17 protein-coding genes are annotated in these 16,584 nt (G+C 71.3%); 2 read left to right on the top strand and 15 right to left on the bottom strand.

From position 1 onward, the window contains the following. Positions 1 to 35: 35 nt before the first annotated feature. From FJY74_04960 to FJY74_04945, 4 genes are all read right to left on the bottom strand, one after another. On the bottom strand, positions 36 to 1,346 hold the full coding sequence (locus FJY74_04960; GenBank protein ID MBM3307654.1) for a GTPase: 1,311 nt from the start codon (positions 1,344 to 1,346) through the stop codon (positions 36 to 38). A 176-nt stretch (positions 1,347 to 1,522) separates the two neighbouring features. Further along, on the bottom strand, positions 1,523 to 2,014 hold the full coding sequence (gene rfaE2 / locus FJY74_04955) for a D-glycero-beta-D-manno-heptose 1-phosphate adenylyltransferase (GenBank protein ID MBM3307653.1): 492 nt from the start codon (positions 2,012 to 2,014) through the stop codon (positions 1,523 to 1,525). Continuing rightward, positions 1,992 to 3,014 carry a D-glycero-beta-D-manno-heptose-7-phosphate kinase gene (gene rfaE1, locus FJY74_04950; GenBank protein ID MBM3307652.1) on the bottom strand — a complete coding sequence of 341 codons (1,023 nt, stop codon included), beginning with the start codon at positions 3,012 to 3,014 and terminating at the stop codon, positions 1,992 to 1,994. Before rfaE1 ends, rfaE2 begins: the two co-directional genes overlap by 23 nt. Before the next feature lie 164 nt (positions 3,015 to 3,178). Continuing rightward, entirely contained in the window at positions 3,179 to 4,042 is an 864-nt protein-coding gene (locus FJY74_04945; protein MBM3307651.1) for a hypothetical protein, read from the bottom strand. A gap of 357 nt (positions 4,043 to 4,399) precedes the next feature. Between FJY74_04945 and FJY74_04940 the strand changes: the two genes are divergently transcribed. Together FJY74_04940 and FJY74_04935 are read left to right on the top strand one after the other, a co-directional pair. Continuing rightward, a complete protein-coding gene (locus FJY74_04940; protein ID MBM3307650.1) occupies positions 4,400 to 4,693 on the top strand; it encodes a DUF3467 domain-containing protein in 294 nt (97 codons plus the stop codon). A 228-nt stretch (positions 4,694 to 4,921) separates the two neighbouring features. Continuing rightward, the gene (locus tag FJY74_04935; GenBank protein ID MBM3307649.1) at positions 4,922 to 5,785 is read left to right on the top strand and encodes a transporter; all 864 of its coding nucleotides are present in this window, start codon (positions 4,922 to 4,924) and stop codon (positions 5,783 to 5,785) included. A 119-nt stretch (positions 5,786 to 5,904) separates the two neighbouring features. On the opposite strand, the gene FJY74_04930 is transcribed toward FJY74_04935, so the two are convergent. The 11 genes from FJY74_04930 to FJY74_04880 all read right to left on the bottom strand — a co-directional run. Continuing rightward, positions 5,905 to 6,840 carry a lysophospholipid acyltransferase family protein gene (locus FJY74_04930; GenBank protein ID MBM3307648.1) on the bottom strand — a complete coding sequence of 312 codons (936 nt, stop codon included), beginning with the start codon at positions 6,838 to 6,840 and terminating at the stop codon, positions 5,905 to 5,907. Then, entirely contained in the window at positions 6,840 to 7,979 is a 1,140-nt protein-coding gene (locus tag FJY74_04925; protein MBM3307647.1) for a DUF362 domain-containing protein, read from the bottom strand. Before FJY74_04925 ends, FJY74_04930 begins: the two co-directional genes overlap by 1 nt. A gap of 45 nt (positions 7,980 to 8,024) precedes the next feature. Then, positions 8,025 to 9,161 carry a DNA-protecting protein DprA gene (gene dprA, locus FJY74_04920; GenBank protein ID MBM3307646.1) on the bottom strand — a complete coding sequence of 379 codons (1,137 nt, stop codon included), beginning with the start codon at positions 9,159 to 9,161 and terminating at the stop codon, positions 8,025 to 8,027. A gap of 34 nt (positions 9,162 to 9,195) precedes the next feature. Next, complete coding sequence (obgE, locus tag FJY74_04915) at positions 9,196 to 10,176, bottom strand: GTPase ObgE (protein ID MBM3307645.1); 981 nt, start codon at positions 10,174 to 10,176, stop codon at positions 9,196 to 9,198. Further along, complete coding sequence (locus FJY74_04910) at positions 10,170 to 11,651, bottom strand: FAD-binding protein (GenBank protein MBM3307644.1); 1,482 nt, start codon at positions 11,649 to 11,651, stop codon at positions 10,170 to 10,172. Before FJY74_04910 ends, obgE begins: the two co-directional genes overlap by 7 nt. Further along, complete coding sequence (gene coaD / locus FJY74_04905) at positions 11,620 to 12,147, bottom strand: pantetheine-phosphate adenylyltransferase (protein ID MBM3307643.1); 528 nt, start codon at positions 12,145 to 12,147, stop codon at positions 11,620 to 11,622. Before coaD ends, FJY74_04910 begins: the two co-directional genes overlap by 32 nt. Then, positions 12,144 to 12,716, bottom strand: a complete 573-nt coding sequence (rsmD, locus tag FJY74_04900) for a 16S rRNA (guanine(966)-N(2))-methyltransferase RsmD (protein MBM3307642.1) — start codon at positions 12,714 to 12,716, stop codon at positions 12,144 to 12,146. Before rsmD ends, coaD begins: the two co-directional genes overlap by 4 nt. A gap of 11 nt (positions 12,717 to 12,727) precedes the next feature. Then, positions 12,728 to 14,107, bottom strand: coding sequence for a sigma-54-dependent Fis family transcriptional regulator (locus tag FJY74_04895; GenBank protein ID MBM3307641.1), 1,380 nt, complete (start codon positions 14,105 to 14,107; stop codon positions 12,728 to 12,730). Between the two features lie 46 nt (positions 14,108 to 14,153). Continuing rightward, positions 14,154 to 15,767: a PAS domain S-box protein gene (locus FJY74_04890; GenBank protein ID MBM3307640.1), complete on the bottom strand. Its 1,614-nt coding sequence runs from the start codon at positions 15,765 to 15,767 to the stop codon at positions 14,154 to 14,156. Next, positions 15,764 to 16,117: a helix-hairpin-helix domain-containing protein gene (locus FJY74_04885; GenBank protein ID MBM3307639.1), complete on the bottom strand. Its 354-nt coding sequence runs from the start codon at positions 16,115 to 16,117 to the stop codon at positions 15,764 to 15,766. The genes FJY74_04890 and FJY74_04885 overlap by 4 nt, the downstream gene beginning before the upstream one ends. Before the next feature lie 192 nt (positions 16,118 to 16,309). Continuing rightward, on the bottom strand, positions 16,310 to 16,584 hold a 275-nt coding region (locus FJY74_04880), incomplete at its 5' end, for a hypothetical protein (protein MBM3307638.1).

Genomic DNA, 16,584 nt, shown 5'->3' with positions numbered 1-16,584 from the left:
CGGCGGGCCAGGCAACGGCCCCCGCGGAGACGCCGCTACAGGACTCTCGCGAGCGCGTCCTCAAGGTCCGGCTTGCCCGACACCCTGAGGTCGTAGCGCACGCGCACGGCCGGCTTGTTGATGGTGATCACGCGCCTGAGGTCGATGGGCGTGCCGATGACCACGACGTCGCAGTCCACCGCGTTGACGGTCTTCTCGAGGTCTGCGATCTGCTCCGCGCTGTACCCGGCCGCCGGGAGCACCGCTCCCACGTGCGGGTACTGCTCGAACAGCGCCTTGATCCTGCCCACCGCGTGCGGCCTCGCCTCGACGGGCGTCGCGCCCGCTGCCTTCGCGGCCACCGCGCCCGCCCCGAACGTCATGCCGCCGTGGGTGAGCGTCGGCCCGTCCTCGACGACGAGCACGCGCTTCCCGCGCAGGTCGATCCCGTTCTCGAACGCGACGGGCGACTCGCCGTGGACGATCATCGCGCCCGGGTTCACCGACCGCACGTTCTCCACGAGGCGGGCGATGTCCTCCCGCCTGGCCGTGTCCTCCTTGTTGATGAGCACGACGTCGGCCATGCGGAGGTTCTGCTCGCCCGGGTAGTAGGTGAGCTCGTGGCCTACGCGGTGGGGGTCCGCGACGACGATCAGCACGTCGGGCGTGTAGAAGGACGCGTCGTTGTTGCCGCCGTCCCAGAGGATGACGTCCGCCTCCTTCTCCGCCTCCTCGAGGATCTTCCCGTAATCGACGCCGGCGTACACGACGGAGCCCATCGCGATGTGGGGCTCGTACTCCTCCATCTCCTCGATGGTGCATCGGTGCCGGACCATGTCGTCGTACTCGGCGAAGCGCTGGCAGACCTGGACCCTGAGGTCGCCGTAGGGCATCGGGTGCCGCACGACGACGACGCGCTTGCCCCTCGCGGTCAGAAGCTCCGCGACGCTGCGGGTCGTCTGGCTCTTCCCGCTCCCCGTGCGGACGGCGCACACGGCGACGACCGGCTTCCTCGAGTCGAGCATCGTCTGCTCGGCGCCGAGGAGCGTGAAGTCGGCACCCAGCGCGTTCGTGAGCGACGCCCTATGCATGACGTACTCGTGCGACACGTCGCTGTAGGCGAACACGATCTCGTCAACGCACCGCTCGGCGACGATCGTCGGGAGGTCGACCTCCGCCAGGATGGGGATGCCGTCGGGGTAGAGCGGCCCGGCGAGCTCGGCCGGGTAGGCGCGTCCCGCGATGTCGGGAATCTGCGTCGCGGTGAACGCCACGACCTCGCAGTCGGCCCGCTCCCTGTAGACCAGGTTGAAGTTGTGGAAGTCCCTTCCGGCAGCTCCCATGATGACGATCCGTCGCTTCGGCATCCGCCCTCCCCCGACGGCAGCAGGCCGCGATTGGTCCACCCGGCCGCGCCGGGCGCGTCGAACCCCCCTCGGGGCTCTTCGTGAGCGCCCCTTCAGGGGGTTCCGTCCATCCCCTACGACCCTCTCGGGCTCACATCGGAGCAGCCATGATACAGCGAGGAGGGTCACTCTGTCCACTAGCGAAGGCAGCGTGGCCCGAGGGCGAGGATCCGCTCGATGATCGACCGGGTCGACCTGCCGGGGAGCTCCTCCAGCGCCTCGACGCGCCCCCCGCGGCCCTTCACGATGTCCGCCCCGACAATGGTCTGTTCGGCATAGCCGGCCCCCTTCACGAGGACGTCCGGCTGCACGGCGCCGATGAGCTCGTAGGGCGTTTCCTCGTCGAAGAGGCACACGAGGTCCACCGAGGCCACCGCGGCCACGACCGCTGCCCGGTCGTCCTCGGGGACGATCGGCCGCCCCTCGCCCTTGCGCAGCTCCCGGACGGACCGGTCCGTGTTGACGCCGACGACGAGCACGTCGCCCAGCGCCTTCGCGCGCGACAGGTAGTCGGTGTGTCCCCTGTGCAGGATGTCGAAGCAGCCGTTGGTGAAGACGACCGTGAGGCCGCGCGCCCGCGCGTCCGCCGCGGCGGCCGCTGCCTCCTCACGCCCGACGACGCGCCCCACCGGTCCCCTCCCGAAGCTCGGCGAATGACCGCGCGATCTCGTCCACGGTCGCCGACGCCGTGCCGACCTCTCTGATGACCACCCCCGCAGCGTGGTTCGCGATGATGGCCGCCTCGACCATCGTGGCGCCCGCGGCGAGCGAGACGGCCATGGCGCTCACGACGGTGTCCCCCGCCCCCGTCACGTCGAACACCTCGCGGGCCACGGTCGGCAGGTCCACGCGCTCTCCGCCCTTCAGGAAGAGCGACATCCCGTGCTCCCCGCGCGTGATGACGACGCACGCCGCGTCCAGCGAGCGCTGAAGCTCCCAGCCGACGCGCGCGAGGGACTCGTCGTCGGTGATGCGCACGCCGACGGCGTTGCCCGCTTCCTTCTGGTTCGGCGTGATCGCCGTCACCCGCCTGTAGCTGGGGAAGTGCGACTCCTTGGGATCCACGCAGACCTTCCTGCCCTTCGAGAGCGCCGCCGAAAGGGCCGCGGCGAGGCTCGCCTGCGTGACGACCCCCTTGCCGTAGTCCGAGATGACGAGGACGTCGCAGGCGTCGATCGCGCTCTCCAGGCCGTCGCGGATCGCGGCATCGTGCGGCGGGCCGACCTCGCGCGCGTCCTCCCGGTCGGCGCGCACGATCTGCTGGCTGTGGGCGATGAGGCGCGTCTTCGTCGTCGTCACCCGCCCGGGCACGGACACCACGCGGGACGCGTCCACGCCCCTCGTCCGCAGGAGCGACAGGAGCTCACGGCCGCCGTCGTCCTCCCCCACGGCCCCGACGAGCAGCGCCGAACCACCCAGCGACACGACGTTCTCGGCAACGTTGGCGGCGCCGCCGAAGCGCACGCTCTCCTCACGGACGTCGAGCACGGGCACGGGCGCCTCGGGAGAGATGCGCTCGACGCTGCCCCAGACGTACCGGTCGAGCATGAGGTCGCCGAACACTGCGACCCTCCGCCCCGGAAACGCGTTCAGGATCGTCCCAAGCCTCGGGGACTCGATGCTGTTCACAGGCCCTCCCACACGCCGCGGCGCGGGCGTCGCGCTCGCGCGTGAAGCGCCGCGGATGCTAGACCAGGCCGCGAGCCCAAGTCAAGGGCAAGGGCCCCGGACGCGCCGCGGCCGACCCCGAGGGGCCGGCCGCGCTCCACGCCGAACGCCCTGCCGGAACACAATCACGGCTGGGTGAGCTTGACCCGCTCGATCCTCCTCCGACGGCGCGGCTTCCTCTTGGGGTGCTTCGGGACCATGAGGTCCGGATACGCGTTGTGCAGCGCCTGGATCGAGGAGCCGGAGAAGCAGCCGGTGAGCATCCCGCCGAGCCCGTGCTCGCGAAACAGGTGGTAGGTCACGTCCTGGAAGACCCTGTCCTTCGAGACGCCGAGCTTCTCCTCGCAGAGCCACCGCGTGGCCCGCCGAGCGTTCTCGAGCCCGGGAGCGCCCTGCCAGAAGTTCTTCGGGACGTTGCGGAACTCCCAGGGATGGAACCGCCCCGGATACGCGTTCTCGATCGCCTTGAAGAACGAGCCCCGGAAGCACACCGACAGCATGCCTCTCAGGTTGTACTTGCCGAAGGTCGTCGCGGAGACGCGCTGAGGGATGTCGTCCTGGGTCACGCCCTCGACCCGCTCGATCATCCAGCGCGTCGCCTCGGCGGCCAGCGTCAGCCGCTCCGGTCCCTGCCACATGCCCTTGACGTTGAACTGCCACTTGTGGAACATGCCCGGGTAGGCGTTGTCGATCGCCTTGTACGGCGACCAGTCGAAGCAGCTCCCCAGCATCCACGTGAGACCGTTGTCGTAGAAGAGCTTCTTGTGGATCGCGCGCGGGATCTCCTGGACCTTGATCCCCAGCTTCTCCTCGAGCAGGTACCTCGTGATGATCGCAGCCCGCGCGCGGCCCGCTCCCCCGTTGAAGAAGTTGTTGGGGAAGCGCCTTCTCCGACCCGCGAACACGTCCTCGTACGTCTCGATGATCCCGACCCGTTCCAGGTCGGGCACGGCTCCTCCCGAGTCCAGCTTTTTCAGCTCCGCAACCATAGCTCCTCCCGTCTACAGCACGGACAACTGACAAAGCTGTCGCCGTCTCGAAGATGCGCGTTGTCCCCGTTCACAACTTGTTACACTTGTCAACTACGGGTCCCGAACATATCACCCCGCTCCGAAGCTGTCAAGCGGATTTCTGTCAAACCGGACGTAGTCGCGTTTCCGCGCCTCCATCGCTCGCGTCCGGGATCCCAGCGATGGCGGAACAGGCACGCCGGGTGCAGTAGGACGACCGGCCTGTGCCGAGCCGGCGGCCAGAAACCCCTTGACACCGGAGAGGGTCGTCCTTATCTTTGCGCAACCGTAGCCGGACGGGGCCGCTTCTAGGGGGGTCCCGCAGCGAAGGAGCCTATGGCGGACCAGAAGCAGCAGATCAGCATCGAGCTCCCCGACGAGCTCGCGGAGGGTACCTACGCCAACTTCGCGGTCATCACGCACTCGCCGGCCGAGTTCGTCATGGACTTCATCAGGGTCCTCCCCGGCACGAAGAAGAGCCGGGTACACGCCAGGATCATCATGGCCCCCCAGAACGCCAAGGCCCTGCTCAGGGCCATCGAGGAGAACATCCGGCGGTACGAGGAGCGCCACGGGGAGATCAGGACGGCGGGCAAGGAAGAGCCCGGCAAGCAGATAGGGTTCCAGTAGGGCGCCGGAAGCCTCGCGCGAAGGAGGTAGCCGGAGAGGCCAGGGACGGGCCCGCCGGGAACGCCGGCGGCGGCAAGGGAAGGCAAGACAGACCCGTTACAGGAGACCCGGGGGCCCGGTGTCCCCGAGATCGCAAGGGAGGTGAATCCAGAAGACCAAACCGGACTTTCGGGGAAGTTCCTTTGGTTGGGACGCAGGTTGTTACCAATGCCACAAGGGGGTTTGGAGATGAGAAGCACTCTGTGTGCCGTGATCGTCCTCGCGCTGGTCGGCATGGCCTCGACGGCCGGTGCCTACGACTTCCTGTACAGCGGCGACAAGGCCGCCACGCACGACCAGGGCGCCTTCGGCATCAACGTCGGCCTCTGGTACTTCATGGCCGACAAGGTCTACGACAGCGAGGGCGAGAGCCAGGACCTCGACGCCGACTGGACGGCCATGTACTTCCCGATGAACTTCTACTACGCCGTCATGGACCAGATGGAGATCGGCGTGAAGCCGAACTTCCAGATGCTCAAGCTGAAGGCTCCCGACGATATGCGCACTGAGGACGAGATCACGGGCACCGGCCTCGGCGACACGTGGATCTACGCGAAGTACATGTTCATGCCTGAGCCGATGATGACCGCGCGTCTCGGCCTCAAGATCGCCACCGGCAACTCCGAGCCTGAGGAGGACGAGATCGGCACCAGCGAAGGCCAGATGGACATCGACGGCGCGCTGATGGTCGGGATGCCCGCCGGCCCGGGCGTGTTCGACGTGGCCCTCGGGTACAGGTACAGGCTGGAGAACAGCGATACCAAGTGCACCCCGGGCAGTGAGATCCACTTCTGCGCCGGCTACGCCTATCCGATGAGCGACATGCTCGCCCTCAAGATCGCCGCCGACGGCTACTTCGGCAGCGACGACAAGTCCGACCCTGAGGACCCGTCCGACGAGGATTCGGGTCGCAACGTCGTCTACATCAACCCCGGCATCGACTACACGATGGCCAACGGCATGACCCTGGGCGCCGACTTCCACTACCCGCTCATGGGCAAGAACGTCCCGGCGGAGTGGGGCCTTGGTCTGTATTTCGGCTGGGGCAAGTAGATCGGATCGAGAATCTGCAGGTCGAAAGAGAGAGCCGCCCGCGAGGGCGGCTCTCTTCTTTGAGCGGATGTCCCCGCGCGGCGGGCGGCGGCGCGCTCGCGAAGAGGCGCGCCTCAGCCTCAGGTGTCGCGGCTTCCGTCGCGCCTCGTCTTCCACCTGCGGTGCATCCAGAAGTAGTGATCCGGGTGACGGCGGATGAACTCCTCGAAGACGCGCGTGTAGCCCTGCGTGAGGAGTCTCGCCGCGTCGTCGGGCGCCGTGCCTGCCGGGGGCGCCGGGATGCGCGGGGCGATGACGAGCTCGTGGCGTCCGCGCGGGTGCCTGACGGCCACCCCTGGAAGGAGCGGTGCGCCCGCGGCGAGCGCGAACCGCGCGGGCCCGTACGGCGTCGAGGCCGGCCGCCCGAGGAACTCCACGAAGATGCCCGTCCTCCCGGCATCCTGGTCGGACAGCATGGCGACGATCCTGTTCGCCCGAAGGGCCCGGAAGACGCCCCTCAGACTCCGGCTCAGGGGAACGGTCTCCACCCCGAGGCCCTGCCGGAGCCGGTTCATGAGGCCGTCCACCAGCGTGTTGTGCTGCTCCCCGACGAGGAACGAGACGGGGTAGCCCGTTGCGGCGAGGGTCGCCGCGACCTCCCAGTTGCCGAAGTGCGCGGCGACGAGGATCGCGCCCTTCCCGCCGGCGAGGGCATCCTTCAGGTGCTCCTCCCCCGTCACGCTCACGGTCGCCTCGATGGCCCGCTTCGTGAGCCTCGGGAACCGCGCGTACTCGAAGGTCATGCGCCCGAAGTTGCGGTAGGCCTCGCGGGCGATGCGCTCGACCTCACGCTGCGGCATGCCGGGGCCGAGCGCCTCGGCGATCTGTCGCGTCGCCACGCCCCGCCGCGCGCGAACGACCGAGAATGCGAGGTCCCCCAGCGCGGCCCCGCTCTCCCGCGCGACCCCCGCCGGGAGCGCACAGATGACGGCCTGCGCCGCGCGAACCGCGGCGTACTCGAGACGGTGCGTCAGCGTCGGGTATCGCCGTCCGCTGCTGCCGCGAGCGCCAGCCATCACGCGAACCTCCTCGCCAGCCACGACAGCCTCACGCGAACGGCGTGCTCGGGGCACACCTCGTGGCAGCACAGGCACTCGACGCACGCCTTCCGCGACACGACCGGCGCGCCGTCCTTCATCGCGATCGCTCCGACCGGGCAGCTCCGCGCGCAGAGCCTGCACGCCTCTCCCCTGCAACCCCACGCCTTCGACATCTCGGGGCACACCCAGATCCAGGGCTCGAGCGCGCGGACGACGAAGTCCGGGATGAGGTTCATGAAGGCCGTGCGCGGGAGCGCGAAGCCCGAGAGGTCGAAGGACGACGGGTCCGCGCCGACCACCTCGATGTCCGCGAGGGCCGCCGCGCCGAGTCCCCGCTCGGCGGCGACGCGGAGCGTCGGGACGCTCCCCTCGCCGAGGCCCATCATCGCGGCCGCCACCGCGTCCACCGCGACGGCGTCCTCGCCGGCGAGGATCGCGCCCACCTGCCTCGGACGCCCGCCGGACGGGCCGTCGCCCTCCATCGCGACCACCGCGTCGAGCACGTTGAGCCGCGGCCGCACCAGGCAGTGCACGTCCACGATGTGACGCGCGAACGGGACCGGGCGCGGGGCGGCGCTGTGGAGCCTGCTCTTCAGGAAGCCGGGGATGACGCCGAACATGTTCTTCACACAGCCCGTGTACATCGTGAGCACGTGTGTCTTCATCTTCGCGATGTTGAGCACGGCGTCGGCCTCAAGCGCCGGCCGCGCGATCATGTAGGAGCGGAGCGCCCCGCGCACCTCGCGCGATCCGGAGGCCTCGAAGCAGACGAGCGGGACGCCCATCCGCTCGGAGAGCTCGAGCATGCCCGTGTTGCGCCAGACCCGCTCGACGCCTCGGATGGCGCCGCCGGGGCTGTCGCCGATCGACGGGACGCCCCCCGCGGCGCGGACGAGCGCCGCGACCGCGCCGACGATCTCCGGATGGGTCGTGATGGCCCGTTCGGGGGCCTTCGCGGAGAGCAGGTTGGGCTTGAGGAGCACGCGCTCGCCGGGGCGCACGAAGCGCGACATGCCCCCGAGAAGCTCGACGGCCTCGGCCACGGCGCGGCCGACGCGCTCCGGGTCGTAGTCCGCGCACCGGACGACGGCGACGCGCGCCCGTGTCCCGCCCATCGGCATCCTCCGCGCGCGGGCCGCCGCCGACCCCGCGAGCACCTGTCACCGGCGGCCGCGCACGTACCTCCCGCCCGGCGCCGGCGACGCAAGACCCTCGAGCTCGAGCGCGAGCAGGCACGACAGCACGCGCTCGACAGGCTCGCCGAGCCTCACAGCGATCTCGCCGGGCGAGAGCGGCGTCATCGAGAGGGCCGCTGCCACACGCCCGGCCGGCCCACCGACCGCCGGCGCGCTCCCAGCTTCCGCCCCACTCCCCGCGGACCGCGCGCGCTCCGCCGCTCCCGCCCGCCCGAACGGCCCCCACGCCGCGTCGAGCTCGTCGAGCACGTCCTCGACGCTCTCAACCAGTCGCGCGCCGCGCCGCAGAAGCCCGTGCGGCCCCCTCGACTGCGGCTCGTCCACCGGCCCGGGGACCGCGAAGACCTCCCGTCCCTGCTCGAGGGCCCGGGCGGCCGTGATCAGCGCGCCGCTCCTCGTGCCGGCCTCGACGACGACCACGCCGGCCGAAAGCCCCGAGATGATCCTGTTCCTCTGCGGAAACGCCGCCGGCCGCGCCTCCTGCATCGGCGAGAACTCGGAGACGACCGCGCCGCCGGACGTGGCGATCTCCGGCGCGAGCCCCGCGTTCTCGGGCGGGTACGGCTCGGCCGCAAGGCCACAGCCGAGCACCGCGACCGTTCGACCGCCGGCGTCCAGCGCCCCGCGATGCGCGGCGGTGTCGATGCCCCGGGCGAGCCCGCTCACGACGGCGAGCCCGGCCCTGACGAGGTCGGAGGCCAGAGCCCGCGCGAACGCCACGCCGCGCGGCGTCGGCGCGCGCGTCCCGACGATCGCGACCGCGGGGAGCAGCCCGGCCAGCGCAGCCCCCGCAACGAAGATCCCGATCGGCGCGCGGGCGATCTCGGCCAGCACCGCCGGGTAGTCCGGATCGCCGGGCACGGCGAACCTCGCGCCGGCGCGCGCCGCGTCCGCCAGGTCGGCAAGGTGCCGCCCCGAGGCGACGGTCGCCGCGATCGGCGACGCGATCTCCGCCGGCAACAGCGGCCCGGAGGCCGCCCGCCCGAGCGCCGCGTCAACGACGGCTCCGTGCGATCCGAAGACGCTCAGAAGCTCCGACGCGGTCGCCGGACCGATGCCCGGCGTGCACGCGATCGCCAGGGCCGCTTCCCTCTCCTCCACCGCTCCCCCCTCCCGGGCCCCGCCCCATGGACCGTCACGAAGCTCCGACGCTCTCGAGAAGCCCCCCGACCGCGTGCCGCAGTCTGTCGAGGCCCTCGCCCCTGAGCGCCGAGATCGCCAGCACCTCCTCCCCGCCGAACCGCGCGCGCGGCGTTCCGCCGGGGACGAGGTCCATCTTGTTCAGCACCACGATGCGCCGCTTCTCCGCCAGACCCTTGCCGTAGCTCGCGAGCTCGTTGACGAGCGTGTCGTAGTCGCCCGCGAGATCCTCGCTCGAGGCGTCCAGCAGGATGACGAGCACGCGGGTCCGCTCGACGTGCCTCAGGAACCGAAGCCCGAGCCCCTTGCCCTCGTGCGCGCCCTCGATGAGGCCGGGCAGGTCCGCCGCGACGAAGCTCCCGTCGTCGCCGTAGCGCACGAGCCCCAGCACCGGGCTCAGCGTCGTGAAGGGGTAGTCGCCGATCCTCGGCTTCGCCGACGAGATCCTCGAGAGCAGCGTGGACTTCCCCGCGTTCGGCAGCCCGACGATCCCGACGTCGGCGATGAGCTTGAGCTCGAGATCGATCGTCCGCTCCTCGCCGGGGACGCCGGGCTCGTGCCGCGTCGGCGCCTGCTCGATGGGCGTCGCGAAACGCGCGTTCCCGCGGCCCCCGCGGCCGCCCTTCGCCGCGACGACGCGCTTGCCCGGGGCGTCGAGGTCGGCAAGCACCTCGCCCGTGTCGCGGTCCTTGACGAGCGTGCCGACCGGCACCTTGAGCAGGATCCCCTCGCCGTCGCGCCCGGTCTTCGTCGCGCCGCTGCCGTGCCGGCCGCTCTCGGCCCGGTAGTGCCTCCTGTAGTGGAAGTCGACGAGCGTGGATCGCCCCTCGGACGCCTCGATGATGACGTCGCCGCCTCGGCCGCCGTCGCCGCCGCTCGGACCGCCGTGCGGCACGAACTTCTCGCGACGGAACGCCAGGCAGCCGTTCCCGCCGTTGCCCGCGCGCACCTGGATGGTCGCGGTGTCGATCAGCATGTGTGCCGGTCCGTGCCGCCTCCCCGCTCCCCCTCGGCCGCCCGGGGGGGGCCGGTCCACCAGGGGTTGGGTCGGTCGGTGAGGATCTTGTCGGGGTTCAGCGTCCCGCCCGGGTCGAGCGCGCGCTTCACGGCCCGCGTGAGGCCGAGCGCCGCCGGGCCGAGCTCGCTCGCAAGATGCTCGGCCTTCGTGATCCCGATCCCGTGCTCGCCGGAGAGCGTGCCTCCGAGCGCGAGCGCCGCCGCGAAGAGCCGCGACACCGCCGCCCGGGCGCGCGCCATCTGCTCGGGGTCGGAGCGCTCGACCATCACGTTGACGTGGAGGTTGCCGTCGCCGGCGTGACCGAACGCGAGGACCGACAGACCGAGCGACTCGCCGATCTCCCGCATGGCGCGCACGAACGCGGGGATCGCGCTCCGCGGCACGGCGATGTCCTCGTTGATCTTGCCGCCCGAGAGCCGCGCGAGCGCGGGGGACACCGACCGCCTGAGCTTCCAGATGTCGTCGCGCTCGGCCTGCGACGCCGCCTCGCGGAAAGCGGACGCGCCGTGCCGCACGGCCGCATCCCGCACGCGGCGCGCCGCCGCGGCGAACGCTGCCGGGTCACCCTCGAGCTCGACGAGGAGCGCGGCCTCGGGCACGGTCGCCGGCCGGGCGCCGCTCGCGTGCTCGAGCGCGCTCGCGAGGGTGCCGGCGTCCAGAAGCTCGAGCACGCTGACCGAAAGCCCCGAGGCGATCACCTCCGCGACGGTGCGCGCGGCGGCGTCGAGGGACGGGAACTCCACCCAGTACGTCGCGTACGCGGCCGGCCGCTCGACGAGCCGGAGCGCGACCTTCGTCACGACGGCGAGCGTGCCCTCGGAGCCCACGAGGATCGGGGCCGCGTCCCAGCCGCCCTCGCCCGCGCCGGCGAGGAGGCCGGTCGTGATCACCGTGCCGTCGGCGAGGACGCACTCGAGCCCGACGACGTAGTCGCGCGTGACGCCGTGCAACACGGTCCGCGGGCCGCCGGCGCCCTCGGCGACGTTGCCCCCGATCGTGGAGACCTTGAGGCTCGCAGGATCCGGCGGGTACGACAGCCCGAACGCCGCCGCCCGCGCGTCGACCTCCGCGTTGACGACGCCCGGCTCCACGACGGCCAGCCTGCGGGCCGGGTCGAGCAGCACCACGCGGTTCATCCTCTCGGTGGAGACGACCACGCCGCCGGCGACGGGCAGGCAGCCGCCCGTGTAGCCGGTGCCGGCCCCGCGGGCCACGACGGGGCAGCCGCGACGCGACGCGACACGGACGACCGCGGCCGCCTCCTCGGTCGACCGCGGCCACACGACGGCGTCCGGAAGCGCCCTGAGGTCCGTGGCGTCCATGGAGTAGCAGATGCGGTCCTCGAGCCGCGCCGACATCGAGCCGCCCGCCGCGCGTCGCAGCTCGGCAAGAAGCCGCGCGTCAACCGCGCCGCGTCCGTCCCTTCCCGCCACGCGTCGCCCTCCCCACCGTCCGCTTCCGCCTCGCCGCGAGCGCCCGCTCGACCGCCGGCGGCACGAGGCCGTCCACGCTTCCGCCCAGGAGCCCGACCTCCTTCACGACCGTCGAGTCGATGTACGTGAAGCGCTCGCTCGGCATGAGGAACACGGTCTCCACGTCGGCGGCCAATCGCCGGTTCATGAGCGCCATCTGGAACTCGTACTCGAAGTCCGAGACCTCGCGGAGCCCCCGGATGATCGCGACCGACTGAAGCCGCGCCGCGACGTCGACGAGAAGCCCCGAGAAGACGACGGCCTCGACGCCGTCCATGCCCTTCACGGCGTCGCGCACGAGCGCGAGACGCTCCCGCTCGGAGAACATCGGCGTCTTCGCCCGGCCCGTCCCGACGGCCACGACGATTCGGTCGAAGAGCTTCCGCGCCCTGCGGATGAGGTCGAGGTGCCCGTTGGTGATCGGATCGAACGTGCCTGGATAGAGAGCCGTTCTCACAGCGCCTCCCTCTCTCCTTCGCCCACACCGCGGAAGAAGCTCACCTCGGTGGAGCCGTAGCGCTCCGTCCGCTCGTGCACGAGCCCGCCTTCGCCTTCGTCCGGGCGGTCGCCGCTCGCGTGCTCGACGACGACGAGCGCTCCGGGCGCGAGCCCGTCCCACGGGCCCAGCCGGCCGAGCGCCTCGCCCGCCAGGCCGCTCCCGTACGGCGGGTCCACGAACACGAGATCGAATCGCGCCCGCCCGGCGCCCCGGCCGAGGAACCGCAGCGCGTCGCACGGGGCGACGACCGCGAGCCCGGCGATGCCGAGCGCCTCGAGGTTCCTCCGAAGCGCCGCGAGCGCCTCGCGGTCCCGCTCCACGAAGGTGACCGAGGCGGCCCCCCGGGAGAGGCACTCGATGCCGAGCGCCCCGGAGCCGGCGAACAGGTCCAGCACGCGCGCTCCATCGACGCGGTCGCCGAGGATGCCGAAGACGGACTCCCTCACGCGGTCGTACGTCGGCCGCACGAGCCGTCCGGCCGGGGCGTCGATCCGCCGTCCTCTGAGCCTGCCGGCGATGACCCTCATAGGCGCGGCCGCTAGTCCTCCTCCGCCCTGTCCGCCATCCCGTACCGCTGGAGCTTCCTGTACAGCGTGGATGGGTTGATGCCCAGAACGTCCGCCGCCTGCTTCTTCTTCCAGCCCGTCTCCTCGAGCGTCTGGATGAGGTAGCGCCGCTCGACCTCGTCGAGCGTGAGACCGGACACGCCGAGACCCGATTCCGCGGGCCCGGCAGCCGCCGCGCGCTTCCGGAGCCGCTCGGGGAAGATCGAGATGTTGAGGTCGGCCGCCGTGATGGTCTTGTCCCTCGCCAGGATGACGGCGCGCTCGATGACGTTCTCGAGCTCCCTCACGTTGCCCGGCCAGTCGTAGCCCACGAGGATCTCCATGGCGTCGTCGCTCACGCTCTTCGCCCCACCGGTGAACCGCTCGAGGAAGTGCCGGACCAGGAGCGGGACGTCGTCCCGACGCTCGCGCAGCGGCGGGATCCGGATCGGGATGACGTTGAGGCGGTAGTAGAGGTCCGCCCGGAACTTCCCCTCGCGAATGAGCTTCTCGAGCTCGGCGTTCGTCGCGGCGATGACGCGCACGTCCACCTGCGTCGGCTTGGTGCCTCCGACGGGCACCACCTCGCGCTCCTGAAGGACGCGCAGGAGCTTGACCTGGATGGCCGGCGACGTCTCGCTCACCTCGTCGAGGAAGAACGTGCCTCCCTCGGCGACGACGAAGAGCCCCCGCTTGTCGCGGATCGCTCCCGTGAACGATCCCTTCACGTGCCCGAAGAGCTCGCTCTCGAGCAGCGTCTCGGGCAGCGCGCCGCAGTTGATCGACACGAACCGGCCCTGCGCCCTCGCGCTGCGCGCGTGGACGGCCCGCGCGACGAGCTCCTTCCCCGTGCCGCTCTCCCCGTAGAGGAGCACCGTGCTCGACGTCCGCGCGACGCGGTCCACGATGTCGAACACCGAGGTCATCCCCTCGCTCGTGCCCACGATCGCGCGCTCGCCGCTCGGGTGGAGCGCCCGCTCGAGCTCGACGTTCTCCTCCTTGAGGCGCCGCATCTCGAGCGCGTTCCGCACGACCTGCTTGAGCTCGTCGTTCGAGACGGGTTTGAGAAGGTAGTAGAACGCTCCCAGGTTGAGCGCCTCGATCGCGGACTCCTGCGACGCGTGCCCCGTCACGATGATGACGGGAAGCGCCGGGTCCTGCTCCCTGATCGCCCCGAGGACCTCGATCCCGCTCATGCCCTTGAGCTGGATGTCGGTGATCACGACGTCGAAGGCCTCCTGCGACTGGACCCTCAGGGCCTTCTTCCCGTCCGCGGTCGCGACGACGTCGTAGCCCTCGCGCTCCAGCATCATCGAGAGGTACTCCCTGATGCTGTCCTCGTCGTCGACGATCAGTATGCGTCCCTGTGACATGAAGCCCCTCTCTCTGCGTTCGTGCCTTCGCGCCGCCGCGGGCGGCTCAGTGCGGGAGGTACACGACGAACCTGCTGCCGCGCCCGACCTCGCTGGCCAGCGCGATCCGGCCGCCGTGCGCGCGCACGATCTTGTCGACGATCGCAAGGCCGAGGCCCGTGCCGCCCTGCTTCGACGTGTCGAACGGCTGGAAGATCTGCGCGCGCCGCTCCGCGGCAATGCCCGACCCCGTGTCCTCGACGACGAGGGCCACCTCGGCCTCCGGGTCGCCCTCGAGCCCGTGCGACCGAAACTCCGCCCTCGGGACGGCGAGGATCCGGACGCGCCCGCGTCCCTCGATGGCCTCGAGCGCGTTCACCACGAGATTGAGAAGAACCCGCTTCATCTGCTCCGGGTTCGCGTGCCCCTCGACGCGGTCGGCCGCGCCCGTCTCGAGCGCGATGTCCGGGCGGTAGCTCGGGTGGTTCCTGGCCAGCGTCGCCACCTCGCCGACGAGCTCGTCCAGCCTGAGCCGCTGCCGCTCGCCGGACTCCATCCGACCGTAGAGCAGCACGTCGTTGACGAGCCGGTTCAGTCGGTCCACCTCCCGAGAGACCAGGTCAAAGAGCTTCGCGTCCTCCGCCGACGGGCGCGCGCTCTCGCGGAGCATGTCCACGGACCCCTTGATCACGTTGAGCGGGTTCCGGATCTCGTGAGCGAGCCCCGCCGCGAACTCGCCCAGCGCGGCGAGTCTCTCGTCGTGCCGGGACCTCTCCTCGAGCCTGCGCGCCTCGGTGAGGTCCTGGAACACGGCGATCACGCCCCGGTCCGCCCCGGCGTCGTCCCTGATCACCGAGGTCGTGAGCCCGACGGGCACGCTGCGGCCCCCGGGCTGCCTGACGAAGAACTCGGCGCGCGTCTCCGGCCGCCCCGCCTCGAGCGTCGAGGCAAGACGCTCGCAGAAGGCCGGGGCCTCGGCGAACGCCACGCGGTAGTCCCTCCCGACCACCTCGTCGGCCCTCATCCCAAGCACGTCCTCGCCCGCGCGGTTGAGCGCGACGACGCGGCCCTGCGCGTCGGCGATGATGACGCCGCTTCGGATGCTCGCGACGACGTTCGTCATCCTCAGGTTCGCGATCGAGAGCTGCGAGAGCGCGTGGGCCAGGTCCTTCTCGCCGACGGCCGCCCGCAGGCTGACCTGGCCCACGAGCGTGGCGACGAGCAGGAGCGAGACGACGAGCACCGTGACCTCGGCGAACGCCCCTGGCTGCATCAGGTACGCCCACGGCGCCGGGCCCGCGGGGATGAGCCCCAGGTACGTGAGCACGGCGAGCACGGCGATCGTGTTGCCGGCCCGGGAGCCGAGCCGCGTGGCGGCTGAGATGACCGGCACGAGGTAGAGCAGACGGAACGGGCTGTCGAGGCCGCCCGTGAAGCGCGCGAGGAGCGCGATGAGCCCGACGTCGACCGCGAACTGCGCGCCGATGAGGAGCGCGGCCGCGCGCCCGGTCCTCGCCCACAGGACCCAGGCGACAGAGATCGCGGTCGCCGCGAGCGCGATGGCGACGGGCGGACGGATCGGGATCGCGCCGCGCGACCCGACGGCGATGAGGACCACCATCACGGCGACGAGGAGACGCGCGGTGGCGATGGTCCTGTTGAGACGGGAGTTCTCCGTCACGTCCTGCCCTCCCCCGGCGCGGTTCCCGCCCCCGCGCCGCGCGACGAGTCCGCTCGGGAGCCGGCGACCGCGAAGGGCCGAAGACGCTCGAGCGTCTTCGGCCCGATGCCCTTCACGTCGAGCAGGTCCTCGAGCGAGCCAAGGCCGCCCCTGCGCTCGCGCAGCGCGACGATCGCCGCCGCCCTGGCCGGCCCGATGCCGGGAAGCGCCTCCAGTTCCTCGGCGGTCGCCCGGTTGACGTCGACGGGCCACGCCGGCGGCTCGGCGGCGGGAGCGACCGCGGCGACGCTGTCGGGGAGCGGTCCGCTCTCCGGGGCCATGAGCGACGGGTCGACGCGACGCGACGCCATCACCAGGGAGCCCACGGTCAGCGAGACCGCCAAGAACACCACGACCATGCGCTCGTCACGTGTGAAGACCCCGCCCAGCCATCCGGCCATCGAGCGCCCCCAATCTAGCCTGTTGCAAAACGCAATGCAAGTGTTCTTCGGGGGTGTGTGGCCTCGGAGCGGGGGCGCGCTGTGCGCCGGGGGACCGCCATATCAGGAGCGTCCGGCCAACGCTCCGGCCGAGAGCGAGCGCAGTCGGGGAAGGGCAACGGGGGCGAGCACGGCGAAGACCACGGCGTTCGACAGGAGATGCACGAGAGAGAAGAGGGCGTTCGACGCGATCGCGGCCACGAAGCCGGTCCTTGCCTCGGGCATCGCGGCAGCGAGGCCGAGGATGACCAGGACCTGGTAGACGAGCGTCGCGGCCAGGCCGATCCCCGCGCCCGCGAGTCCGCCGAGGACGGGATGGAGCCTGCCGCGCCCCCACA

This window comes from Candidatus Effluviviaceae Genus I sp., from assembly GCA_016867725.1.
Taxonomy (GTDB): Bacteria; Joyebacterota; Joyebacteria; order Joyebacterales; family Joyebacteraceae; genus VGIX01.
The sequence above is the reverse complement of the archived record's forward strand: the minus strand, read 5'-3'. Positions and strand labels throughout refer to the sequence as shown.